The sequence below is a fragment of the Pseudoalteromonas sp. SR41-7 genome (genome assembly GCF_014163935.1).
Taxonomy (GTDB): domain Bacteria; phylum Pseudomonadota; class Gammaproteobacteria; order Enterobacterales; family Alteromonadaceae; genus Pseudoalteromonas; species Pseudoalteromonas distincta.
Genome location: NZ_JACJEF010000010.1, coordinates 128122 through 146720 on the forward strand (window position 1 = coordinate 128122; position 18599 = coordinate 146720).

At 42.5% G+C, this 18599-nt stretch carries 14 protein-coding genes and 1 tRNA gene; 14 read left to right on the forward strand and 1 reads right to left on the reverse strand.

All coding sequences use genetic code 11. The features are described 5' to 3' along the window. Positions 1 to 30 precede the first annotated feature (30 nt). Positions 31 to 1458, reverse strand: coding sequence for a siroheme synthase CysG (cysG, locus tag H5092_RS14465; RefSeq protein ID WP_002958874.1), 1428 nt, complete (start codon positions 1456 to 1458; stop codon positions 31 to 33). 450 nt (positions 1459 to 1908) lie between these two features. On the opposite strand from cysG, the gene deoC reads away from it, so the two are divergent. From deoC to H5092_RS14535, 14 genes are all read left to right on the forward strand, one after another. Next, complete coding sequence (gene deoC, locus H5092_RS14470; protein WP_182733792.1) at positions 1909 to 2652, forward strand: deoxyribose-phosphate aldolase; 744 nt, start codon at positions 1909 to 1911, stop codon at positions 2650 to 2652. 148 nt (positions 2653 to 2800) lie between these two features. Then, positions 2801 to 2877 (forward strand) — tRNA-Trp (locus tag H5092_RS14475). 132 nt (positions 2878 to 3009) lie between these two features. Next, a complete protein-coding gene (secE, locus tag H5092_RS14480) occupies positions 3010 to 3387 on the forward strand; it encodes a preprotein translocase subunit SecE (RefSeq protein WP_002958877.1) in 378 nt (125 codons plus the stop codon). Between the two features lie 4 nt (positions 3388 to 3391). Then, entirely contained in the window at positions 3392 to 3955 is a 564-nt protein-coding gene (gene nusG / locus H5092_RS14485) for a transcription termination/antitermination protein NusG (RefSeq protein ID WP_002958878.1), read from the forward strand. A gap of 214 nt (positions 3956 to 4169) precedes the next feature. After that, the gene (rplK, locus tag H5092_RS14490; RefSeq protein ID WP_002958879.1) at positions 4170 to 4598 is read left to right on the forward strand and encodes a 50S ribosomal protein L11; all 429 of its coding nucleotides are present in this window, start codon (positions 4170 to 4172) and stop codon (positions 4596 to 4598) included. 3 nt (positions 4599 to 4601) lie between these two features. Next, positions 4602 to 5306, forward strand: a complete 705-nt coding sequence (rplA, locus tag H5092_RS14495; protein ID WP_002958880.1) for a 50S ribosomal protein L1 — start codon at positions 4602 to 4604, stop codon at positions 5304 to 5306. Between the two features lie 315 nt (positions 5307 to 5621). Next, positions 5622 to 6116 carry a 50S ribosomal protein L10 gene (rplJ, locus tag H5092_RS14500; RefSeq protein WP_002958881.1) on the forward strand — a complete coding sequence of 165 codons (495 nt, stop codon included), beginning with the start codon at positions 5622 to 5624 and terminating at the stop codon, positions 6114 to 6116. A gap of 76 nt (positions 6117 to 6192) precedes the next feature. After that, complete coding sequence (gene rplL, locus H5092_RS14505; protein WP_002958882.1) at positions 6193 to 6555, forward strand: 50S ribosomal protein L7/L12; 363 nt, start codon at positions 6193 to 6195, stop codon at positions 6553 to 6555. Positions 6556 to 6826: 271 nt separating this feature from the next. After that, positions 6827 to 10852, forward strand: coding sequence for a DNA-directed RNA polymerase subunit beta (gene rpoB / locus H5092_RS14510; RefSeq protein ID WP_138488388.1), 4026 nt, complete (start codon positions 6827 to 6829; stop codon positions 10850 to 10852). Positions 10853 to 10956: 104 nt separating this feature from the next. Next, complete coding sequence (rpoC, locus tag H5092_RS14515; protein ID WP_002958884.1) at positions 10957 to 15132, forward strand: DNA-directed RNA polymerase subunit beta'; 4176 nt, start codon at positions 10957 to 10959, stop codon at positions 15130 to 15132. Between the two features lie 195 nt (positions 15133 to 15327). Continuing rightward, the gene (gene rpsL / locus H5092_RS14520) at positions 15328 to 15702 is read left to right on the forward strand and encodes a 30S ribosomal protein S12 (RefSeq protein WP_002958885.1); all 375 of its coding nucleotides are present in this window, start codon (positions 15328 to 15330) and stop codon (positions 15700 to 15702) included. A 97-nt stretch (positions 15703 to 15799) separates the two neighbouring features. Continuing rightward, entirely contained in the window at positions 15800 to 16270 is a 471-nt protein-coding gene (rpsG, locus tag H5092_RS14525; protein ID WP_010555004.1) for a 30S ribosomal protein S7, read from the forward strand. Between the two features lie 27 nt (positions 16271 to 16297). After that, complete coding sequence (fusA, locus tag H5092_RS14530) at positions 16298 to 18412, forward strand: elongation factor G (protein WP_002958887.1); 2115 nt, start codon at positions 16298 to 16300, stop codon at positions 18410 to 18412. Between the two features lie 62 nt (positions 18413 to 18474). Next, positions 18475 to 18599, forward strand: a 125-nt coding sequence (locus H5092_RS14535) for a GTP-binding protein (protein WP_033023824.1), incomplete at its 3' end; no start/stop codon positions are given.

Below are 18599 nucleotides of genomic sequence, written 5' to 3' on the forward strand. Positions count from 1 at the left end.
ATGATTAAAAGTTACAAATTTAAAATTCGGTTATGTATTTGATACATCTGTTAGCGGCTGTGCAAAGCTGCTTGTTTGCTCGTTCTTCCCAAACCACGCTAGTTGCGAGTGCAGGGCGGCTACTTCACCAATAATGAGTAGCGCAGGCGATATAATGCTGTTGCGTTCAATTAAGTCGGCAAGTTCGCCTAATTGGCCTGTTACTACACGCTGATTTTTACGTGTACCGTTTTCGATAATGGCAACAGGGGTGTCGGCTTTGCGGCCATGTTTTAAAAGCTCGCCTTGTATGTGCGGCGATTTAATTACGCCCATGTAAATAGCCAGCGTTTGATTTGCTTTTGCCAGCGATTGCCAATCAAGTTCTTGACCGTCTTTTTTACAGTGGCCAGTTACAAATTGAATGGCTTGTGCATGGTCGCGATGCGTAAGCGGAATACCCGCGTAAGCACTACAACCTGCAGCGGCTGTAATACCTGGAACAATTTGATAATTTACGTTGTTAGCAGCCAGTACTTGTACTTCTTCGCCACCACGGCCATAAATAAACGGGTCACCACCTTTAATGCGGCACACTTTTTTGCCTTGTTTAGCAAGGTCGACCAGCATTTGGTTGGTATCTTCTTGAACAACACTATGATCGCCCAAACGTTTACCTACACAAATAAGGTCAGCATCGCGGCGCACTAGTTCCATAATTTCGTCAGAGACTAAAAAGTCATAAACGACGACGTCGGCTTGTTGCATAAGTTGCAGTGCTTTAAGTGTTAAAAGCTCTGGATCGCCAGGGCCTGCACCTACTACATATACTTCGCCTTCAGGTTCTGCTTTTGCATCTAGCATTTGCTCTAGTTGCTGCTGTGCGGCTTGGGTATCGCCGGTTTGTACTTTACTCACAACAGATGAGTCGAACACGCCTTCCCAAAATTGGCGGCGGTCTGAAAAATGCTTAAAGCGTTTTTTTACTTTGTCTCTAAAGCCACCGACAAGTGTTGCAAGTGGGCCAATATGATGTGGAATAAGAGTTTCGAGCTTTTCGCGTAAGCGACGTGCAAGTACGGGCGCTGTGCCAGCACTTGATATAGCAATCGTAATTGGGTCACGGTCAACAATGGATGGAAATATAAACGTACATTTAGGTTGGTCATCAACCACGTTTACAAACACATTGCGGGCATTGGCAAGTTCAAATACGTTGTTGTTTACTTCATCGCGGTCGGTTGCTGCAATAACAAGCATTTTGCCATCAAGGTGCGATTCATCAAAATAAGCATCAATAAGCGTTACTTCATTATTATGTGCATGCTCTTTTAGTTCGTCGCAAAACCAAGGCGCTACTAAAGTAACGCTTGCTCTCGCTTTTAAAAACGCGCGACATTTGCGTAATGCGACCTCTCCACCGCCAACAACCAATACTGGTTTGTTGTCGAGTTTGGTAAAGATAGGTAAATACTGCACGTTAATAAGACCCCTAAACAAATTCAAATATAAGAAAACGCTTCATTCTGATAAGCAGAATATAGCGGCTATCAATAAGTAAAAAATAATTAAAACCAAGTTGATATAACCAAAAGTTATAATAGGTGGGCTTTTTAGGCCTAAGAGCTAGTTAACAAGGGATTGCGCGGAGTTACAAGTAAAATAACCAGCTTATAGTGTTTGGTTATGAGCTATAGCGAGTTTAGTTTAATTTGTTAATATGGAGGCATATCAAATTTTGTACTTATACCATTTGCATTAAATTAGTGATCTATTATAGCGACGAGAAAATAGCTCAATAACAAGGCTAAAATTATGATACATAGTTGTTCTATATAAATAGTTTTTAACCTAGTTAGTGCGTTATTTAATACGCTAAAATGATCATGTTTTTAATAAAATTGGTATTACATAAGCAACGGAGCTCTAATGACACAACACCAAAAAGATGCCGCATTAGCAGTCGCACTGATGGATTTAACAAGCTTAAACACCAGCGATATCACCAAAAGCATTCAAGCACTTGTTGATAGCATAAATCCTACCTTAGGTACGCCTGCCGCAGTATGTATTTATAGCGATTTTGTTGATGATGCAAAAATAGCACTCGCAGCGCGTGAGCTTAACCATGTTAAAGTCGCAACAGTCACTAACTTTCCAACAGGTGATGCACCACTGAGTGATGTAATTAACGAAACACTTATTTCAATAGAGCGCGGCGCTGACGAAATTGATTTGGTTATTCCTTATAAAAAGTTAATCGCGGGCGATGCTCAAACTGTACTTAATTATGTAAGCGAAAGTAAAAAAGCGTGTGGGTCGCGCGCGCAACTTAAAGTAATAATAGAAAGCGGCGAGCTAAAAACCGACGCGCTTATTACTCAAGCCACGGAGCTTGCAATTGAAGGCGGTGCTGATTTTGTAAAAACCAGTACGGGTAAAGTAGCTGTAAATGCCACGCTTGAATCAACAAAAACTATGCTAACAGCCATTAAAAACTCAAATAAACGTGTGGGCTTTAAAGCGGCCGGCGGTGTTAAAACAGTGGCCGATGCTAGTGATTATTTAGCGCTAGCACGCGCAATAATGGGTGATGATTATTTGCAAGCAAATACATTTAGGTTTGGCGCTTCAAGCTTGTTAAGTGACGTTTATAAAACCATAGGGAAATAATCAATATCTTTGGATTGTAGGTTTATCTAACCGATTAAATTATTAGCAGTTGAAACAATAATGTAATTAATTAATTAGATTTTCCAATGTGGGTATCTTTTAGGCTTGTGTTAATGAACTGCGTAAGTATAATAGGCATCCACTTTGCAGGGGCGTAGTTCCAATTGGTAGAACAGCGGTCTCCAAAACCGATGGTTGGGAGTTCGAATCTCTCCGCCCCTGCCAGTTTTACTTGTTATTTGAGTAGTCTGAGATTAAAAACCGGTTTAAATTAAGTCTGTTTTTAAGTTTAGATTTTAATGGATTAACCCTGCCGTAGTGTAGGGTTGTTGTGTCTGTAGTTAAGGTAATAATATTATGAGCACGAATGTAGAAACACCATCAAGTGCGATGGAGTCAGTAAAGTGGTTAGTAGCAATCGCGCTACTTGCAGGCGCAGTTGTTGGTAATCACATGTATGCAGATCAATCTGTATTACTACGTGCTATTGGCGTTGTTGTTGCAATAGCGGCCGGATTAGCAATTGCCTCGCAAACATTTAAGGGACGTAACTTTCTTGCTTTCGCTAAAGAAGCTCGAATTGAAGTACGCAAAGTTATTTGGCCAACGCGCCAAGAAACTACCCACACGACATTAATTGTAATGGTTGCAACAGTGATTATGGCACTTATCCTTTGGGGATTAGATGGCATTTTATTCCGCGCTGTAGGCTTTTTAACTGGATTGGAGATCTGATCCCATGTCGGATGAGAACGAGAACAAAGAAATTAAGTTACGTTGGTATGTAGTACAGGCCTTTTCTGGTTACGAAAAGCGTGTAGCTCAAACGTTAATTGAACATATTAAAATCGAAGGTCTAGAATCGAGCTTTGGTGAGATATTAGTACCAACTGAAGAAGTTGTTGAGATGCGCGCTGGCCAAAAGCGTAAATCTGAGCGTAAATTCTTCCCAGGTTATGTATTAGTACAAATGGATATGAATGACGCAAGCTGGCACTTAGTGAACAGCACAGAGCGCGTTATGGGCTTTATTGGTGGTACGTCTGATCGTCCTGCTCCTATCAGCCCTAAAGAAGCTGAGCGCATTCTTAATCGCCTACAAGAAAATGCTGAAGCACCTAAACCTGCTACATTATTTGAACCAGGTGAAGTTGTACGCGTTACAGATGGTCCATTTGCAGATTTCAGTGGTGTAGTTGAAGAAGTTGACTACGAAAAGAGCCGCGTGAAAGTATCTGTACTTATTTTTGGTCGTTCTACGCCAGTTGAGCTTGAATTCGGTCAAGTTGAGCAAGATAAGTAATTGATTAAAAAAGCTTCGCTAATTTTTATTTAAATTTTGGCATGAAGCTTGAAAAAGGCCGCTGATTAACTTATAATCAGCGGCCTTTTTGTATTAAGGTAAAATTTATTTTTTACTGTGCAAAAAGTACGAAACCAATTTTTAAACTGGGAAGCCGTTAGAGTACGCGTCCTCGCGCGCACAAGGCTGAGACCCACCAAATGAGGTATTTATAATGGCTAAAAAAGTTGAAGCTCTAATCAAGCTACAAGTTGCCGCTGGTATGGCTAACCCTAGTCCTCCAGTAGGTCCTGCACTAGGTCAACACGGTGTAAACATCATGGAATTCTGTAAAGCGTTTAACGCACGTACAGAGTCTATCGAAAAAGGCGCTCCAGTTCCTGTAGTGATCTCTGTTTACGGTGACCGTTCATTTACGTTCGACATGAAAACGCCACCTGCTGCTTACTTACTTAAGAAAGCTGCTGGTATCAAGTCAGGCTCAGGCCGTCCTAACACTGATAAAGTAGGCACAGTAACTCGTGCTCAACTTGAAGAAATTGTTGAGACAAAACGAACTGACCTTACAGCTGCCGATATGGACGCAGCGGTTCGCACTATCGCAGGTTCTGCGCGTGCGATGGGCTTGAACGTAGAGGACTAAGAAATGGCTAAATTAACTAAACGTATGCGTACTATCCGCGAAAAAGTGGAAGTAACTAAAGATTACGAAATCAATGAAGCAGTTGCTCTTTTAAAAGAGTTAGCGACAGCTAAATTCGTAGAAAGTGTTGACGTTGCCGTTAACCTTGGTATCGATGCTCGTAAATCTGATCAAAACGTTCGTGGTGCTACTGTACTACCTAACGGTACTGGTCGTGACGTTCGTGTTGCTGTATTCACACAAGGCGCTAATGCAGAAGCTGCAAAAGAAGCCGGTGCTGAATTAGTAGGTATGGAAGATCTTGCTGAACTAGTTAAAAAAGGCGAGATGAACTTTGACGTTGTTGTTGCATCACCAGACGCTATGCGTGTTGTTGGTCAACTAGGTCAAATCTTAGGCCCACGTGGTCTAATGCCAAACCCTAAAACTGGTACTGTAACGCCTAACGTTGCAGAAGCAGTTAAAAATGCTAAAGCAGGTCAAGTACGTTACCGTAATGACAAAAATGGCATCATCCATACTACTATTGGTAAGGTTGATTTCACTGCAGAGCAGTTACAACAAAACCTTGAAGCTCTAATTGTTGCGCTTAAGAAGGCTAAACCTTCTCAAGCTAAAGGTGTTTACTTGAAGAAAGTAACTATCTCTACAACAATGGGCGCAGGTGTTTCTGTTGACCAAAACACTTTAAGCACTATTGTTGCTTAATTGAGTGTTTACATGGCGTGAAATTTGTACTATAATTTCGCGCCATTTTGTTGATTAATTTGCAAAGTAAAGAATTCGGGTTGAAGTCCATAATTTCGTTAAGCCTTTGGGGTTAACGATAAATTGGGCTTCCGTCCAAGACCGTAGGTGGCTTCGGCCTTAATATTCACCTACGTAGACGGTGTAGACCCCAGATAGATTTTTCCTAATCCTTCTGGCTCTCGCCGTAAAAAGCATCTCTACCTTGTTTGGTAGGGAAGAGTAGAACAGGGGAATCCGATAATCGGTACCCCCATTAAACCAGGAGTAACACCCATGGCTTTAAATCTTCAAGGCAAAAAAGCAATAGTTGCTGAAGTCAACGAAGCAGCCAATGGTGCTCTATCTGCAGTTGTTGCAGATTCTCGTGGTGTAACAGTTGGCGCAATCACTGCCCTTCGTAAAGAAGCTCGTGCAAATGGTGTTTGGATGAAAGTTGTCCGTAACACTTTAGCAAAACGTGCTCTTGAAGGAACAGATTTTGAGTGTCTTTCTGATTCATTTGTTGGTCCAAGCTTAATCGCTTTCTCATCAGAGCACCCAGGTGCTGCTGCGCGTATCTTTTCAGATTTCGCGAAAAAGAATGAGAAATTCGAGCTTAAAACGGCCGCTTTTGAAGGAAATGTTGTTGATGCAGCAATGCTTGCTACATTACCTACATACGATGAAGCTGTTGCACGCTTAATGAGTGCTATGAAAGAAGCGTCTGCTGGCAAATTGTGTAAAACAATTGAAGCAGTACGTGTACAGAAAGAAGAGCAAGCTGCTTAATTTTAAGCTGTTTAATCTCACTTTCGGTGTAAAATTTATTTGGACTTAATGTCCGTTAATTATTAGGAAATTTGTAATGTCTGTATCTAAAGACCAAATCCTTGACGCAATTGCTGAAATGTCAGTAATGGACGTTGTTGCTCTTATCGAAGCAATGGAAGAAAAATTCGGCGTAACTGCTGCAGCTGCAATGGTAGCTGGTCCAGCTGCTGAAGCTGCTGAAGAGAAAACAGAATTTGACGTAATCCTTACTGGCGCTGGCGCTAACAAGGTTTCTGCAATCAAAGCTGTTCGTAGCGCAACTGGCCTTGGCCTTAAAGAAGCGAAAGCTCTTGTTGAAGCTGCTCCTACACCTGTTAAAGAAGGTGTATCTAAAGAAGAAGCTGAAGCACTTGCAAAAGATCTTACTGAAGCTGGTGCTGAAGTTGAGGTTAAGTAATTTAGCTTTTGCTAAGTTCGCTGCCTGAGAAATCAGGCAAGGGCTGGTGATTATTTAATCACCGGCCTTTTTGCGCTATAGAGTGATGCACTCTTTTAGTTCAAATAAAATCTGATTTTTTCTTTACTTTCAACGCTTTATAGTTTGCTAGTGTTAAAGTGGGATCTAATTAGAACAACAGTTAAATGTTGTAAAATCTTGGCATAGCTGCCAGTTAAGTCTGTTCTTACAAGAACAGGTCGGGTCAAAGATCAGCAAGCTGAGGAACCCCATGGCTTACTCTTATTCTGAAAAGAAACGTATCCGTAAGGATTTTGGTAAACGTCCACAAGTTTTGGATATACCTTTTTTACTGTCTACACAGTTAGAATCGTTTAAAAAATTCTTAGTGCCGGACGCTGATGGCGATCATGGTTTGGAAGCTGCCTTCCGTTCTGTGTTCCCTATTAAAAGCTACTCGGGAAATTCTGAGCTTCAATACGTAAGTTACCGTATTGGTGAGCCAGTTTTCGATGTAAAAGAATGTCAAATTCGCGGTGTGACTTATTCTGCTCCACTTCGCGTGAAACTGCGTCTTGTTGTTATGGACAAAGAAGCACCAGGCACAGTTAAAGACATTAAAGAGCAAGAAGTTTACATGGGCGAAATTCCGCTCATGACAGATACCGGTACTTTTGTAATCAATGGTACAGAGCGTGTTATCGTTTCTCAGCTACACCGTAGCCCTGGTGTATTCTTTGATAACGACCGCGGTAAAACCCATTCATCGGGTAAAGTATTATATAACGCACGCGTTATACCTTACCGTGGTTCATGGTTAGACTTCGAATTTGATGCAAAAGATAACTTATATGTACGTATTGACCGCCGTCGTAAATTACCGGCGTCTATCATCCTACGTGCACTAGAGTATTCTAGCGAAGAAATCCTAGATATGTTCTTCGATAACACTACGTTTGAAGTAACGAATGGTAAAGTTCTTATGGAACTTGTACCTTCGCGTTTACGTGGTGAAACTGCCGCTTTTGATATCAAGAGCGAAGACGGTGAAGTATTTGTTGAAAGCGGTCGTCGTGTTACGGCTCGCCACATCAAGAGCATCGAGAAGAAAGGCATTAAGCAATTAGAAGTACCACATGAGTACATCATTGGCCGTATTGTAGCTAAAAACTATGTTGATGAGTCAACTGGTGAAGTTATTGCAAATGCAAATGACGAGCTAACTCTAGAGCTAATGGCTGAATTGGTTAAAGCCGGTCACACTAAAATTGATACGTTATATATCAATGAAGTGGACAGCGGTGCTTACATGTCAAATACATTGAACATTGACTCTTCAAGCAGCCGTTTAGAAGCACTAGTAGAAATTTACCGCATGATGCGCCCAGGCGAGCCACCGACGAAAGACGCGGCTGAAGCCTTATTCCAGAACTTGTTCTTCTCTGAAGAGCGTTATGACTTATCTACTGTAGGTCGTATGAAGTTCAATAGCCGTGTTGGTTACGATACAGACACAGGCCCAGGCACATTAAGCAAAGAAGACATCGTGTCTGTTATGAAAGTATTAATTGCTATTCGTAACGGTCAAGGCGATGTTGATGATATTGATCACTTAGGCAACCGTCGTATACGTAGTGTTGGCGAAATGGCTGAGAACCAATTCCGTGTTGGTCTAGTACGTGTTGAACGTGCTGTACGTGAGCGTTTAAGCTTAGGTGACCTTGACGCGATAATGCCACAAGATCTTATTAACGCTAAGCCTATTTCGGCAGCGGTTAAAGAGTTCTTCGGCTCGTCTCAGTTATCACAGTTTATGGACCAAAATAACCCACTATCAGAAGTTACGCATAAACGTCGTATCTCTGCATTAGGTCCGGGCGGTCTAACTCGTGAACGCGCAGGCTTTGAAGTACGTGACGTTCACGTAACTCACTATGGTCGCGTATGTCCAATCGAGACTCCTGAGGGTCCAAACATCGGTCTAATTAACTCGTTGTCTACGTACGCACGTACAAATGACTACGGTTTCTTAGAAACACCTTACCGCAAAGTGGTAGATGGTGTTGTAACTGATGAAGTTGATTACTTATCAGCCATTGAAGAAGGTCAGTTTGTTATCGCACAGGCGAACTCAAACTTAACTGAAACCAATGAGTTTGTTGATGAACTTATTCCATGTCGTCACAAAGGTGAATCTACCTTTATGGGTCGCATGGACCAGCAGTATATGGATGTATCACCACAACAGGTGATCTCTGTAGCGGCAGCACTTATCCCGTTCCTAGAACACGATGATGCTAACCGTGCATTGATGGGTTCAAACATGCAACGTCAAGCAGTACCAACATTGAAAGCGGATAAACCGTTAGTAGGTACTGGTATTGAGTTAACACTAGCGAAAGACTCTGGTGTAACTATCGTTGCTAAACGTGGTGGTGAAGTAATGTATGCTGACGCAAGTCGCATCGTTGTAAATGTACATGAAGAAGAACGCATCCCTGGTGAAGCGGGCATCGACATCTACAACTTAACCAAATACACACGTTCTAACCAAAATACATGTATTAACCAAAAACCAACTTGTATGGTTGGCGAACCGGTTACTCGTGGTGACGTGTTAGCAGATGGTCCTTCGACTGACTTAGGTGACTTAGCCCTTGGTCAAAACCTTCGCGTGGCATTCATGCCATGGAACGGTTACAACTTCGAAGATTCAATCTTGTTATCAGAGCGCGTAGTTGAAGAAGATCGTCTAACGACTATCCATATTCAAGAACTACAGTGTGTTGCCCGTGATACTAAATTAGGTCCTGAAGAGATCACTGCAGATATCCCGAATGTGGGTGAGTCTGCGCTAGGCAAGCTTGATGAATCAGGCGTTGTATATATTGGTGCTGAAGTTAAAGGCGGCGATATCCTAGTAGGTAAAGTGACTCCTAAAGGCGAGACACAGCTTACACCTGAAGAGAAGCTACTACGTGCTATCTTCGGCGAAAAAGCGTCTGACGTTAAAGACAGCTCTTTACGCGTACCAAACTCTGTAACTGGTACTGTAATTGACGTGCAAGTTTTCACCCGTGATGGTGTTGAAAAAGATAAACGTGCGTTAGAAGTTGAAGACATGCAGCTTCGCGAAGCGAAGAAAGACTTCAACGAAGAGTTCCGTATTTTAGAAGCAGGCGTTTTAGACCGTGCACGCAAGCTACTTATAGCTGCTGGTTTTGATGAAGATAAACTTGCATCTCTTAATGCTGAAAAAGTACTTACGCAAAGCCTTGCTGAAGAAGACAAGCAAGCTGAGCTTGAGCAACTAGCTGCACAGTACGATGAGCTTAAAGCTGAATACGATAAAAAGTTTGAAAACAAACGTCGTAAAATTACCCAAGGTGATGATTTAGCACCAGGCGTACTTAAGATTGTTAAAGTATACCTAGCTGTTAAACGTCGTATCCAACCGGGTGATAAAATGGCGGGTCGTCACGGTAACAAAGGTGTTATCTCGACTATCGTACCAGTAGAAGATATGCCTTACGATGACAAAGGTCGTACGGTAGATATCGTATTGAATCCACTAGGTGTACCATCGCGTATGAACATCGGTCAGATCCTTGAAACACATATGGGTCTTGCTGCACGTGGTATCGGTGAACGTATTGAAGAGATGATGAAAGAACAACGTGAGCTTCATGAGCTACGTGAATTCATCAAGCAAGCTTACGAAATTGGTGAATCTCGCCAAGTTGTAGACATTGCTAGCTTCACTGATGACGAAATTCGTCGTCTAGCTGAAAACTTAAAAGGTGGTTTACCAATAGCTACTCCTGCATTTGATGGCGCGAAAGAAAGCGAAATCAAAGACATGCTTGAGCTTGGTGGATATCCTCGAAGTGGTCAGGTTACACTTTATGATGGCCGTACTGGCGATCAGTTTGAACGTCAAGTAACTGTTGGTTACATGTACATGCTTAAACTTAACCACTTGGTTGACGATAAGATGCACGCACGTTCTACTGGTTCTTACAGCCTTGTTACTCAGCAGCCGCTGGGTGGTAAAGCACAGTTCGGTGGCCAGCGTTTTGGTGAGATGGAAGTATGGGCACTTGAAGCTTACGGTGCTGCTTACACTCTACAAGAAATGCTAACAGTGAAATCGGATGACGTGAACGGTCGTACTAAGATGTATAAAAACATCGTTGATGGTAACCATAAAATGGAACCAGGTATGCCAGAATCGTTCAACGTATTGTTGAAAGAAATCCGCTCACTGGGTATCAACATCGAGTTGGAAGAAAATTAAGCCAATTAGATGCTGCAGTTAACGCTGCAGCATCTGTTACGGCTGAATAGAATGTAGGGACGAGACTATCCGTCCTCAAGATTAACTCCGACAGGAGAGCTAAGGTGAAAGACTTACTTAAGTTTCTGAAGCAACAAAATAAGACCGAAGAATTCGATGCAATTCGCATTGGTCTTGCTTCACCAGACATGGTTCGTTCATGGTCATACGGTGAAGTAAAGAAACCTGAGACTATTAACTACCGTACTTTCAAGCCTGAGCGCGACGGCTTATTCTGTGCCCGTATTTTCGGCCCAGTGAAAGATTATGAGTGTTTATGTGGTAAATATAAACGCCTTAAACACCGTGGTGTGATCTGTGAAAAGTGTGGCGTTGAAGTAACACTCACTAAAGTGCGACGCGATCGTATGGGTCATATCGACCTTGCGAGCCCAGTTGCACATATATGGTTTTTAAAATCATTACCGTCACGTATTGGCTTAATGCTAGATATGACGCTTCGTGATATTGAACGTGTTCTTTACTTCGAATCATTCGTAGTAACTGAGCCTGGTATGACAACGCTTGAGCGTGGTCAACTATTAGGTGAAGAAGAATACTTAGATTCACTAGAAGAGCACGGTGATGAATTTGAAGCGAAGATGGGTGCTGAAGCAGTTTTAGACTTGCTTCGTGAACTTGATCTTGCTCAATTAATTGCTGAGATGCGTGAAGAGTTACCAACAATTAACTCTGAAACTAAGCGTAAAAAAATCACTAAACGTCTTAAGTTAATGGAATCGTTCCACCAATCAGGTAATAACCCTGAGTGGATGATCATGACAGTACTTCCAGTATTGCCACCTGATCTACGTCCATTAGTACCATTAGACGGTGGTCGTTTTGCGACATCTGATCTAAACGACCTTTACCGTCGTGTTATTAACCGTAATAACCGTCTTAAGCGTCTACTAGATTTAGCAGCACCAGACATTATTGTACGCAACGAAAAACGTATGTTACAAGAAGCGGTAGATGCGCTACTTGATAACGGTCGTCGTGGTCGTGCAATTACAGGTTCTAACAAACGTCCTCTTAAATCTCTTGCTGATATGATCAAGGGTAAGCAAGGTCGTTTCCGTCAGAACTTACTTGGTAAGCGTGTAGATTATTCAGGCCGTTCTGTAATCACAGTAGGTCCTACACTTAAGCTTCACCAATGTGGTCTTCCTAAGAAGATGGCACTAGAGTTATTCAAACCATTCATCTATGGCAAATTAGAGCGTCGCGGCATGGCTACGACAATCAAAGCAGCTAAGAAGATGGTTGAACGTGAAGTTCCGGAAGTATGGGATGTACTTGACGAAGTAATTCGTGAACATCCAGTATTACTTAACCGTGCACCAACACTTCACCGTTTGGGTATCCAAGCGTTTGAACCTGTGCTTATCGAAGGTAAAGCGATTCATTTGCATCCATTAGTATGTGCGGCCTACAACGCCGATTTCGATGGTGACCAAATGGCGGTACACGTACCGTTAACAATCGAAGCACAGCTTGAAGCTCGTGCCTTAATGATGTCAACAAACAACATTCTATCTCCTGCGAATGGTGAGCCAATCATCGTTCCTTCACAGGATGTTGTATTGGGTCTTTATTACATGACTCGTGACCGCATTAACGCTAAAGGCGAAGGCGCGATATTTAAAGATCCAAAAGAAGCAGAAAAAGCATACCGCAGCGGCAATGCAGACCTTCACGCAATCGTGAAAGTACGTATTAGCCAATCAGTTAAAAACGAAGACGGCATAGTAGAAGACACTGTGACTGTTATCGATACAACTGTTGGTCGTGCAATTCTGTCTCTAATTTTACCTAAAGGCATGCCGTTTGCGTCAATCAACCAGCCGCTAGGTAAAAAGCAGATTTCTGGCTTATTGAATGAGTGTTACCGTCGTCTAGGTCTTAAAGATACAGTTATCTTTGCTGACCAAGTTATGTACACCGGTTTCCATTATGCAATGAAGTCAGGTGTTTCTATCGGTATTGATGACTTAGTTATCCCACCGATTAAAGCACAGATAATTGAATCAGCTGAAGCTGAAGTGACTGAAATCAACCAACAATTCCAATCAGGTCTTGTAACGGCTGGTGAAAAGTACAATAAAGTTATCGATATCTGGTCACGTGTAAACGAAAACTTATCACGTGAGATGATGGCTAACTTGTCAAAAGATACAGTTATCAATGCAAAAGGTGAAGAAGTAGAGCAACCGTCATTTAACTCAGTGTTTATGATGGCCGACTCAGGTGCTCGTGGTAGTGCTGCACAGATTCGTCAGTTGGCGGGTATGCGTGGTCTAATGGCACGTCCAGATGGTTCAATCATCGAGACGCCAATCACAGCTAACTTCCGTGAAGGTCTAAACGTACTTCAGTACTTCATCTCAACGCATGGTGCGCGTAAAGGTCTTGCGGATACAGCACTTAAAACAGCAAACTCGGGTTACCTAACGCGTCGTCTAGTAGACGTTGCACAAGATTTGGTAATCAATGAAGATGACTGTGGCACAGAAGATGGCTTAACAATGAAACCGCTTATTGAAGGTGGTGATGTTGTAGAAGCACTTCGCGAACGTGTTCTAGGTCGTGTTGTTGCTGAAGATATTGTAATTCCAGGTACTAATACTGTACTTGTTGAACGTAATGTTATGCTTGACGAAAAACTGTGTGACCTTTTAGAAGAGCACTCAGTAGATGAAGTTCGCGTACGTTCTGTTATCACATGTGATAATGACTTTGGTGTTTGTGCTAACTGTTACGGTCGTGACCTAGCACGTGGTCACATCATTAACGCTGGTGAATCAGTGGGTGTTATCGCGGCTCAATCAATCGGTGAGCCGGGTACACAGTTAACAATGCGTACCTTCCACATCGGTGGTGCGGCATCTAGAGCATCTGCAGAAAATAATGTACAAGTTAAAACTAACGGTACATTAAAACTTCATAACTCTAAGTACGTATTAAACACAGACGGTAAGATTGTTATTACCTCTCGTTCTACGGAAATTACTATCATCGATAGTCATGGTCGTGAGAAAGAGCGTTATAAAGTACCTTACGGTGCGGTACTAACAGTGCAAGACAATGCAGAAGTTCAAGGTAACGACATCGTTGCTACTTGGGACCCGCATAGTCACCCAATCGTTCTTGAGCATAAGTCAAAAGTATCGTTCAGCGATATCGATGATTCAAATACTGAAGCACAGACAGATGAACTAACCGGTTTAACCCGTGTAGTTGTTAAAGATCTTGCTAAAGTAAATACGAAAGAACCAAAGCTTATCATTGAAAGTGAAGAGCGCGGTCTGCAAGAAACACGTCTTCCTTCATTCACTACGATTGAAGTTATTGACGGCGTTACAGCAAACCCAGGTGACGTGTTAGCACGTATTCCGCAAGAAGGTTCGAAAACTCGTGATATCACGGGTGGTCTACCACGCGTAGCCGACTTATTTGAAGCTCGTAAGCCAAAAGATCCAGCTATATTAGCTGAAGTAACTGGTACAATTAGCTTCGGTAAAGAGACTAAAGGTAAGAAGCGTTTAGTTATTACTCCAGCTGAAGGTGATCATTACGAAGAGATGATTCCTAAGTGGCGTCAACTTAACGTGTTTGAAGGTGAGCAAGTGTCTAAAGGTGAAGTTATTGCCGATGGTCCTGAATCACCGCATGACATCTTACGCCTACGTGGTGTGACTCATGTTGCTAACTATATCGTTAACGAAGTGCAAGAGGTTTACCGTTTGCAAGGCGTTAAGATCAATGACAAGCACATTGAAACAATTATCCGTCAAATGTTACGTAAATGTACCATTATGCACGGCGGTGATACTGACTTCCTAGCCGGTGAACAAATCGAAGTGGCGCGCGTTAATATCGCAAACCGTGACCTTGAAAAACAAGGTAAGATACCAGCTAAGTTTGAAATCCAGTTAATGGGTATCACAAAAGCATCACTAGCAACAGAATCTTTCATCTCTGCAGCGTCTTTCCAAGAGACAACACGTGTTCTTACAGATGCGGCAGTGAATGGTAAGAGCGATGAGCTTCGCGGTCTTAAAGAAAACGTAATTGTGGGTCGTTTGATCCCAGCCGGTACCGGTTTTGCGTATCATCAAGAACGTATGGCTCGCCGTAAACAAAGCAAAGTAGTAGTAGAAGAGCAAACAGTAAGTGCAGAAGAGGCGACTCAAGCACTTACAGACGCTCTAAATGCTGATTTGTCTGGAAATCAATAAACTGTTCTTAATCAATAGATTAAGTGATCGTAAGGCAGTTATATGCTGTCTTACGATTAGTTTAGGTTGACAGGTTAAACTTTGCTCATTAAAATTCCGCCACCCATTTACTTGTGTGCTTAATGCAGGCTCGTAAATAAAGGGCGGATTTTTTTATTTTTTTCAGTAGTAATTTTAATTTCAGGAGCTATTTAAATGGCAACTATTAACCAGCTAGTGCGTAAGCCACGCCGTAGCAAGGTTACGAAAAGTAACTCAGCTGCACTAAAAGCGTGTCCGCAAAAGCGCGGTGTATGTACTCGCGTATATACAACTACACCTAAGAAACCAAACTCGGCGTTACGTAAAGTAGCACGTGTACGTTTAACTAACGGTTTCGAAGTAACTTCATACATTGGCGGTGAAGGTCATAACCTTCAAGAGCATAGTGTAATCCTAATCCGTGGTGGTCGTGTTAAAGATTTACCAGGTGTGCGTTTTCACACTGTTCGTGGTGCACTTGACTGTGCAGGCGTTAGCGATCGTCGTCAAGCTCGTTCTAAATACGGTGCAAAACGCCCTAAAGGGTAATTGTATTCCGTTAGTAAGGCCAAGCACTAAATATTTATAATTATTGTTTTGGGTGATTGACTCGAAAGAGCAAACCTGAATAAACCGGAGATACAAAATGCCTAGAAGACGCGTAATCGGTCAACGTAAAATTCTTCCAGATCCTAAGTTCGGATCGGAACTTCTTGCTAAATTCGTTAACATCGTAATGTTAGACGGCAAGAAATCTACTGCTGAAAAAATTGTTTATGGTGCGCTAGACGTGGCTGCTGAGAAATCAGGCAAGTCGCACCTAGAAATCTTTGAAACTGCACTTGATAACATCCGTCCACAGGTAGAGGTTAAATCTCGCCGTGTTGGTGGTTCAACTTATCAAGTACCAGTTGAAGTACGTCCAGTTCGTCGTAACGCATTAGGTATGCGTTGGTTAGTAGACGCTGCACGTAAGCGTGGCGAAAAATCTATGGGCTTACGTTTAGCTCAAGAAATCGTTGACGCTTCTGATAATAAAGGCACTGCGGTTAAGAAACGTGAAGACGTTCACCGTATGGCTGAAGCGAATAAAGCATTCGCTCATTACCGTTGGTAATCTGTCTTTAACCTTTAAGAGGATCATATGGCACGTACAACTCCACTTGAGCGCTATCGTAATATAGGTATTGTTGCTCACGTAGATGCAGGCAAAACCACCACAACAGAACGTGTTCTGTTCTACACAGGTCTTTCTCATAAGATCGGTGAAGTACATGATGGCGCTGCAACTATGGATTGGATGGAGCAGGAACAAGAGCGTGGTATCACAATCACTTCTGCTGCAACAACGTGTTTTTGGAAAGGGATGGACGCTCAATTTGACGCCCATCGTATCAATATTATTGATACTCCAGGACACGTAGATTTCACTATCGAAGTAGAGCGTTCTTTACGCGTACTAGATGGTGCGGTAGTTGTTCTTTGTGCTTCATCTGGTGTACAGCCGCAAACTGAGACAGTTTGGCGTCAAGCGAACAAATACGAAGTTCCGAGAATGATCTTCGTAAATAAAATGGATCGCACGGGCGCAGACTTCTTAGCAGTGGTCAGCCAGGTGAAATCTCGTCTTGGAGCAACGCCTGTTCCAATTCAGTTGCCTGTAGGCGCTGAGGACGACTTTAAAGGTGTTATTGACCTTATAAAAATGAAAGTGATTAACTGGAACGAAGCGGACCAGGGTATGACTTTCTCTTATGAGGCAATACCGGCAGAACTTCTGGAATTAGCTGAAGAATGGCGCGCTCATTTAGTTGAAAGCGCTGCTGAAGCAACAGAAGAACTAATGGATAAATACTTAGAAGGTGAAGAGTTAAGTGAAGCAGAAATTAAAAATGCTTTACGCCAACGAACATTAGCAAATGAGATTGTTCCAGTTACTTGTGGTAGCGCATTTAAAAACAAAGGCGTTCAAGCTGTGCTTGATGGCGTTGTTGAATATATGCCGTCACCAGAGCAAGTGAAACAAATCCAAGGTATCTTAGAAAATGGTACTGAGGAAGAACGTCCAGCTAATGATAAAGCGCCGTTTGCTGCACTCGCATTTAAGATTGCAACAGACCCGTTTGTTGGAACCTTGACCTTTTTCCGTGTTTACTCTGGTACTGTTAAACAGGGTGACACGGTATATAATCCAGTAAAAAGTAAGCGTGAGCGACTTGGCCGTATCGTACAGATGCATTCAAACTCTCGTGAAGAGATCAAAGAAGTTTTCGCAGGCGACATCGCGGCAGCTATTGGTCTTAAAGACGTAACAACAGGTGAAACACTGTGTGATCCGAATTCTATTATTACGCTTGAGCGTATGGAATTCCCAGAACCAGTAATCTCTATTGCGGTTGAGCCCCGCACTATAGCTGACCAAGATAAGATGGGTATCGCACTAGGTAAACTAGCTGCTGAAGATCCTTCTTTTCGCGTACAAACTGACGAAGAATCAGGCCAGGTTATAATCTCTGGCATGGGTGAACTTCACTTAGATATCATCGTCGACCGTATGAAACGTGAATTCAGTGTTGAATGTAACGTTGGTAAGCCGCAGGTCTCATACCGAGAAGCTATTCGTTCAACTGTTAAGGTTGAAGGGAAGTTTATACGTCAGTCAGGTGGTCGTGGCCAATATGGACACGTTTGGATTAAACTTGAACCGATGGATATTACGGATGATGAGTCACCAATTTACGAGTTCGTTAACGAAACCGTAGGTGGTTCAGTTCCTAAAGAATTCGTTCCTGCGGTAGACAAAGGTATCCAAGAGCAAATGTCTCAAGGTGTACTGGCAGGCTACCCATTACTTGGCGTTAAAGCGACTTTATATGATGGTTCATTCCATGATGTAGATTCGAATGAAATGGCATTTAAAATAGCAGGTTCACTGGCAATGAAAAACGGGGCGCTTGAAGCTAACCCTGTACTTTTAGAGCCAGTAATGAAGGTTGAAGTACTCACTCCTGATTCAAATATGGGTGATGTAGTTGGCGACTTAAACCGTCGCCGCGGCATAATCGAAGGCATGGAAGATGCATTAGGTGGACTTAAGCAAATTAATGCGCAAGTTCCTCTTTCTGAAATGTTTGGTTATGCAACTGCTTTACGATCTGCAACACAGGGCCGTGCCTCATACTCTATGGAGTTTGTGAAGTACGCTGAAGCCTCTAAAAATGTCGCAGATACAATAATTTCAGCTCGCGCTGTTATATAATTTTAGCTTGTCTGGCTCAATAGTGAGTCAGGCTTTAATTTCTTTATTAGGAATTTTTTAAGATGGCAAAAGAAAAGTTTGAACGCGTAAAACCGCACGTAAACGTTGGTACAATCGGCCACGTTGACCACGGTAAAACTACACTAACTGCAGCAATCACTAACGTACTTGCAAAAGTATACGGCGG